Annotated in this window: 12 protein-coding genes and 2 pseudogenes; 12 read left to right on the top strand and 2 right to left on the bottom strand. The window is 36.9% G+C overall.

Going from position 1 to position 13,906, the window contains the following annotated elements; genetic code table 11:
* Positions 1-54: 54 nt before the first annotated feature.
* On the top strand, positions 55-1,608 hold the full coding sequence (locus RM549_RS14535) for a protein adenylyltransferase SelO (RefSeq protein WP_311686096.1): 1,554 nt from the start codon (positions 55-57) through the stop codon (positions 1,606-1,608).
* A 193-nt stretch (positions 1,609-1,801) separates the two neighbouring features.
* Here the strand turns inward: RM549_RS14535 and RM549_RS14530 are convergent, their stop codons facing one another.
* Positions 1,802-3,439, bottom strand: coding sequence for a GH35 family beta-galactosidase (locus RM549_RS14530; protein ID WP_311686094.1), 1,638 nt, complete (start codon positions 3,437-3,439; stop codon positions 1,802-1,804).
* Between the two features lie 431 nt (positions 3,440-3,870).
* Here RM549_RS14530 and RM549_RS14525 point away from each other — a divergent pair, with 431 nt between their 5' ends.
* The 3 genes from RM549_RS14525 to RM549_RS14515 are packed head-to-tail and all read left to right on the top strand — an operon-like array spanning position 3,871 to position 5,555.
* Positions 3,871-4,293 (top strand): DUF2382 domain-containing protein, encoded by a 423-nt coding sequence (locus tag RM549_RS14525; protein WP_311686092.1) that lies wholly within the window; start codon positions 3,871-3,873, stop codon positions 4,291-4,293.
* A gap of 48 nt (positions 4,294-4,341) precedes the next feature.
* Positions 4,342-4,563: a hypothetical protein gene (locus RM549_RS14520; protein ID WP_311686090.1), complete on the top strand. Its 222-nt coding sequence runs from the start codon at positions 4,342-4,344 to the stop codon at positions 4,561-4,563.
* Positions 4,564-4,619: 56 nt separating this feature from the next.
* Positions 4,620-5,555, top strand: a complete 936-nt coding sequence (locus tag RM549_RS14515; RefSeq protein WP_311686088.1) for a DUF2382 domain-containing protein — start codon at positions 4,620-4,622, stop codon at positions 5,553-5,555.
* Positions 5,556-6,160: 605 nt separating this feature from the next.
* Here RM549_RS14515 and RM549_RS14510 read toward each other — a convergent pair.
* Entirely contained in the window at positions 6,161-7,297 is a 1,137-nt protein-coding gene (locus RM549_RS14510) for a YbjQ family protein (RefSeq protein ID WP_311686086.1), read from the bottom strand.
* A 445-nt stretch (positions 7,298-7,742) separates the two neighbouring features.
* Here RM549_RS14510 and RM549_RS14505 point away from each other — a divergent pair, with 445 nt between their 5' ends.
* The 8 genes and pseudogenes from RM549_RS14505 to RM549_RS14480 all read left to right on the top strand — a co-directional run.
* Complete coding sequence (locus RM549_RS14505) at positions 7,743-7,925, top strand: hypothetical protein (RefSeq protein ID WP_311686085.1); 183 nt, start codon at positions 7,743-7,745, stop codon at positions 7,923-7,925.
* A gap of 1,142 nt (positions 7,926-9,067) precedes the next feature.
* Positions 9,068-9,595, top strand: coding sequence for a BfmA/BtgA family mobilization protein (locus RM549_RS14500; RefSeq protein WP_311686083.1), 528 nt, complete (start codon positions 9,068-9,070; stop codon positions 9,593-9,595).
* On the top strand, positions 9,596-10,621 hold the full coding sequence (gene mobB, locus RM549_RS14495) for a MobB family relaxase (protein ID WP_311686081.1): 1,026 nt from the start codon (positions 9,596-9,598) through the stop codon (positions 10,619-10,621).
* A gap of 11 nt (positions 10,622-10,632) precedes the next feature.
* Positions 10,633-11,124, top strand: coding sequence for a hypothetical protein (locus tag RM549_RS19585; protein ID WP_489752691.1), 492 nt, complete (start codon positions 10,633-10,635; stop codon positions 11,122-11,124).
* Entirely contained in the window at positions 11,109-12,092 is a 984-nt protein-coding gene (locus RM549_RS19580) for a type IV secretory system conjugative DNA transfer family protein (protein WP_489752690.1), read from the top strand. The genes RM549_RS19585 and RM549_RS19580 overlap by 16 nt, the downstream gene beginning before the upstream one ends.
* A 140-nt stretch (positions 12,093-12,232) precedes the next feature.
* Complete coding sequence (locus RM549_RS14485; protein ID WP_311686079.1) at positions 12,233-12,913, top strand: hypothetical protein; 681 nt, start codon at positions 12,233-12,235, stop codon at positions 12,911-12,913.
* 363 nt (positions 12,914-13,276) lie between these two features.
* Positions 13,277-13,429: pseudogene (locus tag RM549_RS19540) on the top strand (IS982 family transposase); the annotation flags it as partial.
* A gap of 59 nt (positions 13,430-13,488) precedes the next feature.
* Positions 13,489-13,906 (top strand): annotated as a pseudogene (locus RM549_RS14480) (transposase); the annotation flags it as partial.

Here is a 13,906-nt window from a genome sequence, read left to right as displayed (position 1 = left end):
GATGTTATTTTATTCTAAAGGAAATTTCCCCGAACTATCTTTAAAGGAAAAATTATGCAAAGCCTGACTAAGAAGAATTATAAAAACGAATTTGTAGCAAATTTTAAAGGAGACCAAAGCGGTGATCTCTCTCCCCGGCAAACTCCTGGTGTTCTTTATAGCAAAGCTATCCCTACCCCTGTACCTGAGCCTAAACTATTGGCCTGGACAGAAGATCTTGCTCAGGATTTAGGAATTTTAAAACCAGATAAAGAAGACGTTGAAATCCTTGCCGGAAATAAAATAACAGAATCAATGCTTCCCTATGCAGCTTGTTATGCCGGACACCAGTTTGGGAACTGGGCCGGACAATTGGGAGATGGAAGGGCAATTACATTGGGAGAATGGGAGAATAAAGGAAAAACCTGGGAACTTCAGCTTAAAGGAGCCGGACCTACACCTTATTCAAGAAGAGCAGATGGCAGGGCGGTCTTACGATCTTCGGTTAGGGAATATCTTATGAGCGAAGCAATGCATCACCTGGGGGTGCCCACGACCAGAGCTTTAAGCCTTGTTTCTTCCGGAGAAGAAATCCTGAGGGATATGTTCTATAACGGCAATCCGGAATATGAACCCGGAGCGATAGTTATGCGTACATCTTCAACTTTCCTGCGGTTTGGAAATTACGAGATTTTAGCTGCCAGGCATGAAATTAATAACCTTCAAAAGCTGGTGAATTGGACCATTGATAAGTTTTACCCTCACATCTCGGGAGAAAACAAAATTATTCGCTGGTACAAAGAAGTTATAGAAAGAACAGCCAGTCTTATGGTAGAATGGCAAAGAGTAGGATTTGTGCACGGGGTAATGAACACTGATAATATGTCTATTCTGGGGCAGACCATAGATTATGGACCTTTTTCCTTTATGGATGATTACAACCCCGGCTTTACGCCCAATACTACAGATCTACCCGGCCGCCGCTATGCCTTTGGCAATCAGCCTTCGGTTGGATACTGGAACATTGGCAAATTAGGAAACGCGCTCCTTCCTCTTTTCGACAAATCTGATGAGCTTGAAGATGCCATGCATGTCTATGAAGAGACCTTCTGGGGGAAATATTATGAGATGATGGCAAATAAACTGGGACTTGATAAGGTGGAAAAAGAAGATCAGGCGTTAGTTGCTCAATTTGAAAAAATTCTTTCCACTATTAATCCAGATATGACTATTTTTTACCAGCTACTCACTAACCTTCCTAAAGATCTTTCTAATGAAGAATCTATTCTGAATTATTTTGAAGAGAGTTTTTATGAAATTCCGAAGGGAAAAGAAAAGGCATCTTTTCTTGAATTAATTAAGAAATATCAGGACAGGTTGGAACAGAATTCTATATCAGAGAAAGAGTCACTGGGGAAAATGGAAAAAGCAAATCCGCGTTTTGTGCTTCGGAATTACCTGTTACACCAGGCTATCGAAGAACTGGAAGATGGAAAATCTGGTCTTTTTGAAAAATTAAGAACAGCACTGAAGGATCCATACTCTAAAAATCACGATGAATTCTTCAGGAAAAGACCAGACTGGGCTTCTGAAAAAGCGGGTTGTTCCATGTTGTCATGTAGCTCATAATTTTATTTTCTGAAGAACTCTTCAGGTAGAAATTTTTCCTAAAAGTTTATTTGGAAAACCGGAAGCTTTATTTTTTATGCTTCCGCAGAAGAAATATCGATATTTGCCAAAATAGGGAACGCTTCGGAGTTAAAAAAATGCCTTAATTCCTCATCTCACATAGACAAGAATTCCTCCAATGCAGTTTGAAAAATTATTTGTAATTGTATAAAGTGAACTTCTGGATAGACACATCTTCCACAAAAGAGCGTATATGCCTGCCCTGATGCGTTTGGTCGCCATTTAAATGTTGGAAAACCTTCCACTCGCCGTCTTTAAAAGAGCCTAACTCGGTTTTTAAGATACCTACGTTACCCTCACCTTCATTTAAATTCCTCATTTTTAGTGAAACACCAAAACCTGCAAAGTAAAATTCATTTTCCCCTGTCTGAATAATTAAAGCTCCGGCTGGCTCCCATTCTTCGGAAGCTGCATCGGGTTCCCAACCTAAATTAAAGGTATGTTCGGCTGTAAATTCATAGTCTCCCAGTACAAATTTTGCTTCATTTACTTCTTTATCTAATAATACCCCTTCTATTTTATTCTGCCCTCTATATTTATTTAACAGCGGTTTAATTTGATGTACAATATTATAAACTTCAGCTAACTTCTCTTCCTTTGGAGTAAAAGATGTACCGGGAATTTGCTCAATTGCAAAAGGAGAAAAACCCAGTGCCTCATAATTACCAATCGCGTATAATGCTTTGGCTGCAACGCTGTTATCAAATGTATGCTCCGGCACGAACAGGGGATTATCCTGCCTTACATACAAATCGCTCCAATGTTTAAACCGCGGATTATAAAAGTCTGGCGAATAGAAATCAATATCCGGAGAAGCTGCTCTCCACACGTCAAGAATGTGCGGCAAAGGACCCGCACTAGGATAGTCTCCAGGTTTAACATCGGGTCGATTAAGTGCCGCGTTTACAAATGTTGGCAATCCATATTCATCTTTCCCTGCAGCAGAAATTTTGTTAGTGTACTGCGCAAAATAATAAGCCATAAAAATTTCATCTGTGTGTAAGCCTTCACCAAAAACTTCTGCCCAGGTTCCCGACGTTTTAAATCCATTATTCTGCCATATTTCACGAAATTCAGGATTTAAATTATTTCTATTTTCTTTAAGGTATTGAATAAAATCTTCAGGTACTTCTTCATTAAATTTCTGGTTTGCCAGTCGACTATGATCTCTTGCAGAAGGTAGCATTCCTATTTCATTTTCCGGCTGCATTAAAACTACGGTCTGATGATTGGCATCGAATTTTTTGATATGCCGAAGCAGATGCTTATATGCATTAATTTCTACTTCTAAAGTCTCTTCAGCAAATGGCGTGAGGATTTCCTGGCTTTCCCCAACATCACTTTTTGCACGCGGAAACCGCTCCTGATTCAATTTCACCCAAGCCGGTGCATGACTGGACATACTATTTTTCCAGGCCCCAAACCAAAGAAATACTAATTTAAAATCGTGTTTTCTTGCTTCACTTATCAAATCCTGCACTAACTGATAATTAAATTTATCCTCTTCTGGTTCGAATAATTCCCAATAAACCGGTAGCAAAACAGTATTAAGATTTAATGCTTTCAGCCTTGGCCAAACAGCTTCCATAGATTCCATAGTGGTAGCAGTAGAATTACCCAATTCCCCTCCCAACATTAAGAATGGTTCTCCATTTACAACCAGCTGATGTCTATTTCCCACCTTCTGTAAATGCGGAATTTGTTCCTGTGCAAATAAATTTTGAAATGGAAGTAATAAAGCGATTATCAGCAGGGAAATAATTCTTTTCATATTGATTTTAAAATGTTTATTCTCTGAATTAATGCTTCTAATATAAGTATAATTCTCCTAAGAAATTTTGAAGCTGAAAATTTAAAGTAAAGGTCCAAAAATGAAATATCTATCATTCTTATGAGCTTTGGAAGCTTCCCCTTCTTTTAATCTCCTTCTCGTGATGGAAAAAGAAGATAACCTTATAATCAGAAGGTGAAGTTCAGACACAAAAATCCCTCCTTAATTAAAATTAAAAATTTCTCTTTTTCCTCCTGTTTTTTTAACCAAATCCCATTTTTAGTGCTAATTGTTTGTCAATTATGGTTAAATACTTTGTGGGTCATGTATCTAAAACGTAACTTGATAATAGAAGTAAGCCAAAGATAATGAGCATATTACATGCTATTCAAGAAGGAGCCTAAAAGTTTTGGAAGAAACCTACTATAAATATGAAAGAGAAAAATTTAAAAAACGTGAATAAAAAGGAGAATCCTGAAAAGGACAAAATTTCTGTGGTAGAGGAGAAACTTTCTGTAGATAAAATGAAAGTAAAAACCGGAGAAGTAAAGCTCACCAAAAAAATAGTAGAAGAAGATATTCCTCAAAATTTGACAGGTTTTGAAGAAGAAGTCGAAGTAGATGTAAAGAAGATTGGACAGATTGTGGATAAGCCTGGTGAAGCTGTAAGAACAAAAGGAGACACGACAATTTATTCAGTATACCGCGAGCAATATGTAAAACAAACGATCCTTGAAGAGGAGGTTTGGGTAACAAAAAAACGTAAAGAAAAAACTTTTAGAAGTTCAGAGAAGCTTAGACGAGAAGTGATTAACATTGAACGCAGCGGAAAAGAACCAAAAAAAGATGAATAATCAATTAACACGAATGCTTTAAATATTAACTAATCAAAATCAAAAATTATGGCAGACTTAGATGTAGAAAAAAAGAAGAATAATGACTGGTGGAAATGGCTTTTAGGAATTCTAGCCGCCATTGTAATAATTTGGATAATTGTCGAAAGCACAGATAGTGATGAGGTAGACGACATGGATGATATGGAAAACCGAATAGACACTACCACAACAACCTCATTAGAGGATGCTTCGGTAGCAAAATACGGCGACTACAGTGCTAAAGCTTAAACACACTGGTTTTTATAAACCAAGAATTGAATTATTAATTTTAAAACTAAAAAGTCATGAATAAGAGAAGAATAAACCATTTAAAGGAACTCAATAAAAGTGATTACAAAATAGCAGATGACCAACCGAATATTAATAACTGGACAATTTATGATTCCGCAGGAAAGAAAGTTGGAAAAGTAAAAGACATGCTTTTTGACGAACAAGCTCATAAAGTAAGATACATCATCACCAACCTTAAAAACGGAGAAGTTTATAGTGATGATCGAAATGTGCTAATTCCAATTGGTCGGGCACAGCTTAATACTTCCAAGGAAAGAATAATGGTTCCAAACGTTAACCAGAATCATCTGTCTACAGTTCCACAATACAGAAATACAGACACTATGACCCAGGAAGACGAGGTTGCTATCCGCAACGCCTATAGTACAGGAGGAACAACAGCAACCGCCGATACGTACGACAGAGAAACTTTCTACAGCGACGATGCTTTTGATGAAGAAAAATTCTATAATCCTGAAGCTGGACATACACGTGATAATTTAAACCACCGGGACGAAAAAGTAGATGTTATTGAAGAGGATGTTGAAGTTGGCAAGAAAGAGGTTCAAACCGGAGGCGCAAAAGTATCCAGCCGTATAGTAGAACGTCCCGTAGAGGAACGTATCAAGCTTAAGGAAGAGGATGTTAAGGTTAAACGAAATCCTGTAGACAGACCAGCAGACAGCGCAGATCTTAAAGGTAAACAGGGAAAAACCATAACAGAAACAGAAACTAAAGAGGTTCCGGTTGTAAATAAGGAAGCTCGTGTAGTTGAAGAGGTATCCCTTGAAAAAGATGTAAATAAAAAGGAAGAGGTTATTGAAGATACTGTCAAAGAAACCAAAGTTGATGTCGATAAAAACATCCACAGAAATGATAAAGACAGAACAGCCAATACCACAGAGAGGGACAGACTTGATAAAGACAAGAATAAAAATAGAAATATCTAATGTCAGATATTGTCTTGAAAAAGTAAAAACCGGTCGATTTAAATTCGACCGGTTTTTTATTTAAAACTTTATGAAATTTAGAGGAATACTCCGAATTATAACAACGACGCACGCAATTGATGCTTAGACGGAAGTTAGATAATAGATTAATTAGGGTTTAAAATTATTACCCAATATTGCTAAAGAAAATTTGTCTACAAGTAAAGGGATACACTTCTAGAAAAAACTTTATTTCAAATGATAGATAATTCGATGCACATAAACTCCCGGTTTATATAATTTAGAAATAGGATAAAAAAAATCCGCAGCTTCCACTGCGGATTTGCAATTTAAAAGTGACCCCGGCAGGATTCACCGATGTCTCAAATAGCCTATAAATACTGATAATTTTTTTCTATGTTGACGATTTGTGAACCAGAATTTTGATAACATTTGTATCGTCTTGTATAAAGGTAAGAATATTCAAGTAATTATCTACTTGTAAAAGAAACAATTGCAGATTTTTGGTTTATAATCTCCAGTTATAAAAGGTCGCCTCGCTAATGCCCATTTTTTAAGGCATACTTCCGATATATGTGTACCTGTATCTACCTATTTGAAGCTGCCTAGACTTTTGATTGTTCACGCTGTTGCGCCTCTAAAGACTCAGTAAGTAACGATATTTTATTTTCAATTATAGCTATTGACTTTTCTGGCTTTGGCTCTCTGTCATCGAAGCCGTAAATATTAAGTGAACAGCGGGTACAATAAGTTATATCCATGTCGTTAACTTTTCCGCATTCACATTCCCAAGCTTCCTTATCTTTAGAGGATAAAAGCTGCTTCTTAGTTGTTAGAGAACCTCTTTTAGGAAAAGCACTCTGTATCAGCTGAATCAATTCCTTGTAGTTTCTAGCATCCTCATTTGAGTAGTATGGGCGATCGTAAGTGCCGACATTCATTCCTCTTTTCTTTACTTCGAGATCATCGTCCTGAAGCATGATTTTCACTCGGTCAAAATTTAAAAGAAGCTCCTCTTTTATTATACTCCGTAGGTAGAAATCGACCTTAGGAGTGATTTCTTTATTTCTTAAGGCACTGTAGATAAGATCTATTTGATCATCAATATCTAAAGCTTTTATGTAGATAGTCGTATTTTCTCTAAAGTACTCTAATGATTCTGTCGTGTGGTGACTAGGATTATCTAGAATTTCCCCTAGCTTCCTCAATATGAACGGAAAAAAGTCTTTTATTCTATATTGAATAAGAAACTCCCATACTTCAGAATCATATTTTAGTTGGCCATGGTCTGCCTTCTCTTTTAAAATTTTGAATCGACTTAAGCGTTGAATGTTTTCGTTGTCGACTCGGTTTAATTCCTTTGAAGATCCATTTGATGACTGAAAAGGTTCTATTTTATCTTTTGTTTCCTTTATTACAACAGCAGTACCAATAGCTGTTATCATAAACATGGATTTACCTTGCCCCGATATTTCATCAATATCAATCTTCAGGCCTACGACTCCGTTAGCACCCATGCGCTTAGCTTCTTGCTTCACTCTTTCAATGGCTTCATCATAAATCGAGGAAAGCTGCTTCTTATAGCTCCCAGAACGACCACCAAAAATGTCGGACATACCCGCAAAGAAATCACTAAATAGGTTTGTTCCTGCCACAACGTGAGCTGTAACAGGCCGAAGATGTTTAACAATTTTCCCCTCTGATGGATTATCTGTTGTGATTACCAGGACTTCTTTTTTCAAAATCATAAATTATTATTGTTATTGGTTAATAAATATTTCAGAGGGGTAGGGCTGCCTTTTGCCTTTAAAACTACAAAAAAAGAACAATGTAGACAGCTACGGAAAAAAATAGAGCTGGTAACATGATTTTATTCCTGTTGAATCTTTGTATTCACTGAGGGAAAATTTTCCCTTAGCAACTTTTAATCTGATTAACAATGAAATTTCTTCCAACGGATATCTATAATTGAAAAAAAAAGTCTCTTTTAGAGCATTTTACGGAACTGCAGGAAAAACTAAAGGAGCTAAAACGATCGGAATAACTATATAATAGTTAGTTTGACTAATAAGAATATAGGTTTTGAAACAGCTTAAGATTCAAATTATAATACGTTAGTCAGAATTCAAAAAGATGAATGAAAACTGAAAAATAATTGATAATCGAATTGTTCTTGATCTCGATATAATGGGTTTTAAAGAACTTGTTCAAAAATCTAAACCGAAAATCTTACGTTCCTATTTAAAGGATGCTATTTTATTTGCATCACAAATGAAACATTTGGGATATGCTGATTTAGAAAGAGCAGGAATTAAGGAACGCCCTGAAATGATCCCCTATGTTATCAAAAATTCACGAAAGAAGTTATGAGGATACTTATGCACAATTAAAATTAATGCCTTCCATAACCTACACATACTAAATACCCGTTCAGCACATTCCCGCTACATTACGCAAAAGCTTCATTCCGGGAAAAGCGCTTCTCTACAAAGGTCTTGGACACCATCGAGAAAATTCCGACTTCATTACGCTAACCCGATGAAAAATCGGAACGCTTCATTCCAGTCGAATTTTTCGATGAAGTCCGCCAGATTGAACTTCAAACCATAACTTTTCTTTCGGGAGAAAAATAGTAGTATTTCCCAAAACCTACGGATTCTTCCGTCTCAGAGCCATCCCTTTTTTAAACCGCAAAAAAACAACATCCTTTCTTGGACAGCGGCATAAAGCCGTTCCGGCTCCGCCTACCCTTTTTATACGCTTTACCAATCCAGGATGTTGTAAAACAAAAGCATCAAAAAAAGGTAATGTGACGGCTCTATAGGAAGTAAATCCGGAAGGAAAAGGTAGAATCAATTCCAAATCCTAAAATATTGATCTATTCTGATATTAAAAAAAACAAAAAAGGGAAAATGCTCTGGATATAATAAGTAAATCATTTAATAAAAGTTCAGTGAGTGGGTTAAGTTGCGCAAAAATTGAATAGGATTTTTTCAAGTCCACGGTGGAAATTATAGACGGGTTCTTAGCATCTAAAATGAAAAATCTGCCGTTCAAAATTTTCCATTTTTAAAATAATGGATGTTTTGATAGCAAATGAAGCTAATTGGCATCAGATTAAATGAATAATTCACTTTAATTGAATTGCTATAAATAGTAACTTAAAGTGGTGATTTTCTGATTGATAAAATAATAGGATTTCTACTGATTTGACTTTTGCTGAATAATTTACAGATTGAGAATATCAAGGGGATTTTTTGATTCTCTTAAATAAATGCAGTTGGTGCAAACCAACTTGTATGAAAATTTGTCCCGCCTGCGGGACGAAATCGAATAGCAAGAGGGTGACACGCAGAGCGATGTCATTCGATTTCTTTAATGCATAAAACGCTGATTTCATGTATTTTATGAATTACTGAGACTAGAAAAATATACACCCTGGTGGATATGCCCCTCTGGAAATGCCTGTAAAATCAAAGGGGTTGTAGCCAGTATTATTTAAAACAGTAGCCATGAAGACAAAATCAAGACTTCAAGTAAAAGCAAGTACGGCAAACAGGTTTCGGGAGTTTTCTAAAAAAAACAATAGTAATCAGTCCGAAACTTTAGACCTGATCCTGGACTTCTTTGAGAAAAATAACCTCTCTCCTTTTGAAACTTTAGTGCCTTCAAAAGTGAGCCTGGAACAGCTAATCAAAAAAAGAATCGATGCCGTGATAGCCATCCTTAAAAACATTGAGAAGACCCAGACCAAACCAGGTTTACTCATGTTGGAATTACTTATGGAAGGACGTTCAGTTCCTAAATTGGAAGCTATCAAAAAGGAAAAGGTTATTACTCCTAATGAAAAAAGTCGAGAGCAACTGGAACTAGAAATCACCCGACTTGAGGACCTATTAAAAGCGACAAAAAAGGACCTGGAGTACTTGCTACGAAATGTGGAAATAAAAGGCAACACCTTTGGCGCGGATTATCTAAAGTTAAACATCCCCCGAACAGAATTTGAACAATTTAAAATAGCCTTAAAACGCACCTCTTAAATGTATATCACCATCTCTCCTCAGAAATTAGGCGGTGCTTTTTCACAGAGTGCAGGGGATTTTGTGAGCTACCTGGAAAAGGAAAACCAGGGAAAAAGTCTGATGGAAAAGGAATATTTTTTTAATCAGTATGAGGATAAAATACGCCCGTATGAGGTGATTAAAGAAATAGATGGGAACACAGCCAAATTAAAACTTAAAGAACCTAAATATTATTCTATTACCATTAGCCCGAGCCAATATGAATTAAAACATATTCATAATAATCCTGAAAAACTGCGGGCTTTTGTACGTGAAGCTATGAAGGAATATGCAGGCTCTTTTAACCGGGAGATTAACGGCAGGCCCATCAATGTAGATGACATTAAATATTTCGCCAAAATTGAACATGAGCGAACCTATAAAAGCAATGATGTTGTTATCCGAGAAAATAAACCCTACATCAAGGAGATTGCCCACTTGAAAAATGAACTTCGGAAGGTGGAACGTGGGGAGATCCCCGGAAATATCCGGCAAATTGAAAATGATATTCAAAAACTGGTCAGGGATGCTCCTTATAAAATTCGTGGAAATGTGGTGGAACCGGGAATGAGAAAAGAAGGACTGCAAAGCCATATCCATATCATTGTAAGCAGGAAAGATGCTTCTAATACCTACAGTCTTTCACCTGGTAGTAAATACAAATCTTCGGAAGTGGAAATGCATGGGAAAATGGTGAAGCGAGGGTTTGAGCGGGACCGATTTTTTCAAAACTCCGAAAAAGCTTTTGACAAGATGTTCCAGTACAACCGGAATTATGTGGAAAGCTATACCGCCAGGAAAATGCTGAGCAAGGATCCTAAACAATATATTTTATCCTTAAGGAACCTTGGGATCAACGAAAAAAAGATCGCTTTTAAGATGATCCGACAAACGGGACTGCAATTGCCCGTATTACACCTGCCCCAAAGTAAAGTGGGGTTCGCTTACAAACAACTAAAAAAAATCATCGAAGCCGGAATAAAAGCTAGTTCTATCGGCTATTAAATTTATCTATCATGCTGTCAAATATCTATTTTATCATTTTTTTTAATGTAGCGGTTGGAGGATTGTTTTACTTTTCCTTGAAAAATACTTCATGGGGTTTTATCATCAACTTTGCTTTTCTATTCCTGCTGTTTGTTCTAAGTTTTCCTTCCCGGTTTAATTTTGACTTGTTCGTGCTGCTTTCCATTCGCCTATTTATCCCATTGATCCTGATCAATGTGCTACTTAATGAATGGTTACTTAAGATTGATAAAGAGAGGTTAACCCAACAATACGCTTTTAGAATGCCGCTATCTTCGGGATCGATTAAATTGAAGGATATCCGCCGTGGTGTTTCCATCATTGGTGCTGCGGGTAGTGGAAAGACCGAAAGTGTTGTTGCCCCATTTCTCAGGCATTTTAGTAAACAAACCTTCTGCGGAATTATCCATGACTATAAAAATTTTGAACTTTCCAAAATTGCCTACCCCTATTCAAAGAAAGTAAAATGCCTTTTTATATAATTTCCTTTGATACTATTTATAATAAGGTAAATCCCATTGCACCTCGCTATATGCAGGATGAAGAAAGCGTGAATGAGATTTCCAGGGTACTGCTGGAAAATTTATTAGAAAAAAAGGAAAGTGTCTCTTCCGGGAGTTCCAAGTTTTTTAATGATGCTGCGGAAGGGATCATCGGAGGACTCATCTGGAAACTTAAAACAGATCATTCCAGCTACTGTACCCTTCCCCATCTCATCGCATTATTCCAGCAATTAACGACCTATGAATTAGTGGACTTTTTAAATTCTAACCTCACCTCCCAGGCCATGGCCAACGCTTTTATTAATGGAGTGGATTCGGAACGGCAGACAGCTTCGGTAAAAAGTACCCTCTCCAATGCTTTTAAAAAAATAAGCACGCAACGGATCTTCATGGTACTTTCCGAAGATGAGATTCCGTTGGATATCAATAATTCAGAAAATCCGGGAGTGATTTCAGTAGTGAATAACCCAAAATTTGAGTCGGCTTACTCCCCCATCGTAGCTACTATAATTCATAGTATGACCAAGCAAATGAGTGTGCATGATCGACTTGGTTCGTTTATCCTTATGGAGGAGGCTTCCACAATTCGCTTACTGAACATGCATCGTATTCCGGCAACGCTGCGAAGCTATAATATTGCTACGGTCTATGTCATCCAGGATAAGATACAAAATGATATCCTTTATGGTAGAGAAGCGGGAAAAGCGATCCTTAGCAATCTGTCCTATCAGTTCTTCGGAAAGGTCAATGACCCTGAGACAGCAAAATATTATGAAAGTTTCTTCGAGATTGTAAAGAGGAAAAGCATTAGTGTAAGCAAAAGTGATAACCTGGATTTCGATACCCGCACCACCAAGAGTGAACGGGAAGTAGCTAAGATCAGGGCCGATGTTTTCTTCCGCTTAAAACCGGGCGAGTTTGTGACTTTTTCCGATGGTAAAGACTGAAAAGTTAAATTTTCTACACCCAACTGGTCGAAGGAATTGCCGATTCCGAAGCATGAATTTTCTATAGAAGACCTGGAATTGAATTTTCAGAAAATATACAGGGAAGCGAAAGCAATATGTCAATCTAAAAACTCACAAAAATGAGTGCCGTCAATTACATCAGCCACCTTAACGGAGTGTTGCGGAAATTTTCCGAAGACGACAAAATCTCGTCCTCACATCGCAGCTTATATTTGGCTTTTTTTGAACTATGGAATCAAAAACGTTTTCCCAAAACTATTATGGTTAACAGTAAACAGGTGATGTCACTGGCCAAGATACGTTCCAGGACTACCTACCACAAACTACTTCGGAATCTTAAAATGTGGGGATACCTTCAATACCACCCCTCGAATAACCCGCAAATTGGTTCCCTCATTGAAATGTTCAGATTTGACACCGTAACTGATCAAAAAACGAACAAGACTTATCCAGTTTCTGAACAGGCCCCTGTGCAAAAAATGGTCTCTTATAATAAAGAAAAGAGTAAACATATAATAAACTCTTTTAAACAAACAAGTCCAGAAAATGAACAAGTAGTTATTGACTATTTCAAAGAAGAAAGAAGAAGTTCTATGGAGGCTAAAAAATTCTATAATTTTTACGAATCCATTGGCTGGAAATTAAATGGTAAAAATCCGATCACGAACTGGCAGGCCTGTGCCCAAAACTGGATGATAAAAGCTGACGAAATAAAAAAGGATCAAAATTTTAAACCTGTGTCCCAAAATCGGGACAACTTGTATACTAGTAAGGATAAAAATTATGGGGAGCCGTTGTAGATTTGACAATAGTTCAAATTTTTGCACTTTCTACGGATTCTATTTGATTATAAACCCTATAAGCGACGATTGATAGGACTCTGTAGTTTAAAAATTAATGATATAAGGTGGAAAATTTCTCAAAGTATTAAAGATGTCTTTAGATTTACAAATAACTACTTTCCACATTTCTACTTCGCGATAAAAGTAAATTCATCAACGCCTTATTATCAAAAGCAAGGTTAAAACGACAAATTTTTTAATAGTATAACGTGAGTTCGATGTAAGAAAAGGTAAAAAAAGAGGGATTGAATAACAAAGAAAAAGCAGAAAATAAGTATATTTAAGTATCTAACATTCAAATATTTGACTAATCTTCTGCTTATAATTTCTACTGATAAAATTACTGAAATTTTCTGTTTTATTGATGAGTTTCATCAAGAATTTGAACAAGCCCGGCAAGGACATCTTCTTGAAGCCGATTGCAGCATCAAAAGAAGGAATAGAAAATCCAAGCTCTCCAATAGTGAAGTAATTGTAAGCTTCCCTTAAAACCGGACTGTTTAAAAGTAGAATAATTCTTAATTTTAAACAGTATGAAAAAAAGTAAATTTTCCCCTCAGCAGATCTCAAAGATCCTTAAAGAATTCGATAACGGTAAAACAGCTGCCGAGATCAGTCGTGAATACGGCATAAGCACCGCTGCTTTTTATAAATGGCGAGAGCGTTTTAGCGGAATGAACGGCAAAGAACTTAAACGCCTCAAAGAATTGGAAGAGGAAAATCGCCGACTTAAGCAAATGTATGCCACTTTATCCCTGGATCATCAGATGGCTAAAGAGATCATCGAAAAAAAGCTTTAAGGCCTTGCCGTAAGAGAACCATAGCTAAAGAACTTGCTCATTACGGTATCAGCAGGGCGTGCCGTGTCTTGGAAATGAGCAAGAGTGTGTTTTATTATACTCCTCTCCCTAAAGATGATAAACCCATAGAAGAGGCGTTGCAGGAAAAGGC

Source organism: Autumnicola patrickiae (assembly GCF_031846525.1).
GTDB classification, from domain to species: Bacteria; Bacteroidota; Bacteroidia; order Flavobacteriales; family Flavobacteriaceae; genus Autumnicola; species Autumnicola patrickiae.
This window is presented reverse-complemented; position numbering and strand designations above follow the sequence as displayed.

Coding starts and splice junctions, on each gene's coding strand:
- RM549_RS14525 (WP_311686092.1), top strand. CDS start 3,871: ATGAAAGAGAAAAATTTAAAAAACGTGAATAAAAAGGAGAATCCTGAA.
- RM549_RS14485 (WP_311686079.1), top strand. CDS start 12,233: ATGAGTGCCGTCAATTACATCAGCCACCTTAACGGAGTGTTGCGGAAA.
- RM549_RS14500 (WP_311686083.1), top strand. CDS start 9,068: ATGAAGACAAAATCAAGACTTCAAGTAAAAGCAAGTACGGCAAACAGG.
- RM549_RS14520 (WP_311686090.1), top strand. CDS start 4,342: ATGGCAGACTTAGATGTAGAAAAAAAGAAGAATAATGACTGGTGGAAA.
- RM549_RS14505 (WP_311686085.1), top strand. CDS start 7,743: ATGGGTTTTAAAGAACTTGTTCAAAAATCTAAACCGAAAATCTTACGT.
- mobB (WP_311686081.1), top strand. CDS start 9,596: ATGTATATCACCATCTCTCCTCAGAAATTAGGCGGTGCTTTTTCACAG.
- RM549_RS19580 (WP_489752690.1), top strand. CDS start 11,109: ATGCCTTTTTATATAATTTCCTTTGATACTATTTATAATAAGGTAAAT.
- RM549_RS19585 (WP_489752691.1), top strand. CDS start 10,633: ATGCTGTCAAATATCTATTTTATCATTTTTTTTAATGTAGCGGTTGGA.
- RM549_RS14530 (WP_311686094.1), bottom strand. CDS start 3,439: ATGAAAAGAATTATTTCCCTGCTGATAATCGCTTTATTACTTCCATTT.
- RM549_RS14535 (WP_311686096.1), top strand. CDS start 55: ATGCAAAGCCTGACTAAGAAGAATTATAAAAACGAATTTGTAGCAAAT.
- RM549_RS14515 (WP_311686088.1), top strand. CDS start 4,620: ATGAATAAGAGAAGAATAAACCATTTAAAGGAACTCAATAAAAGTGAT.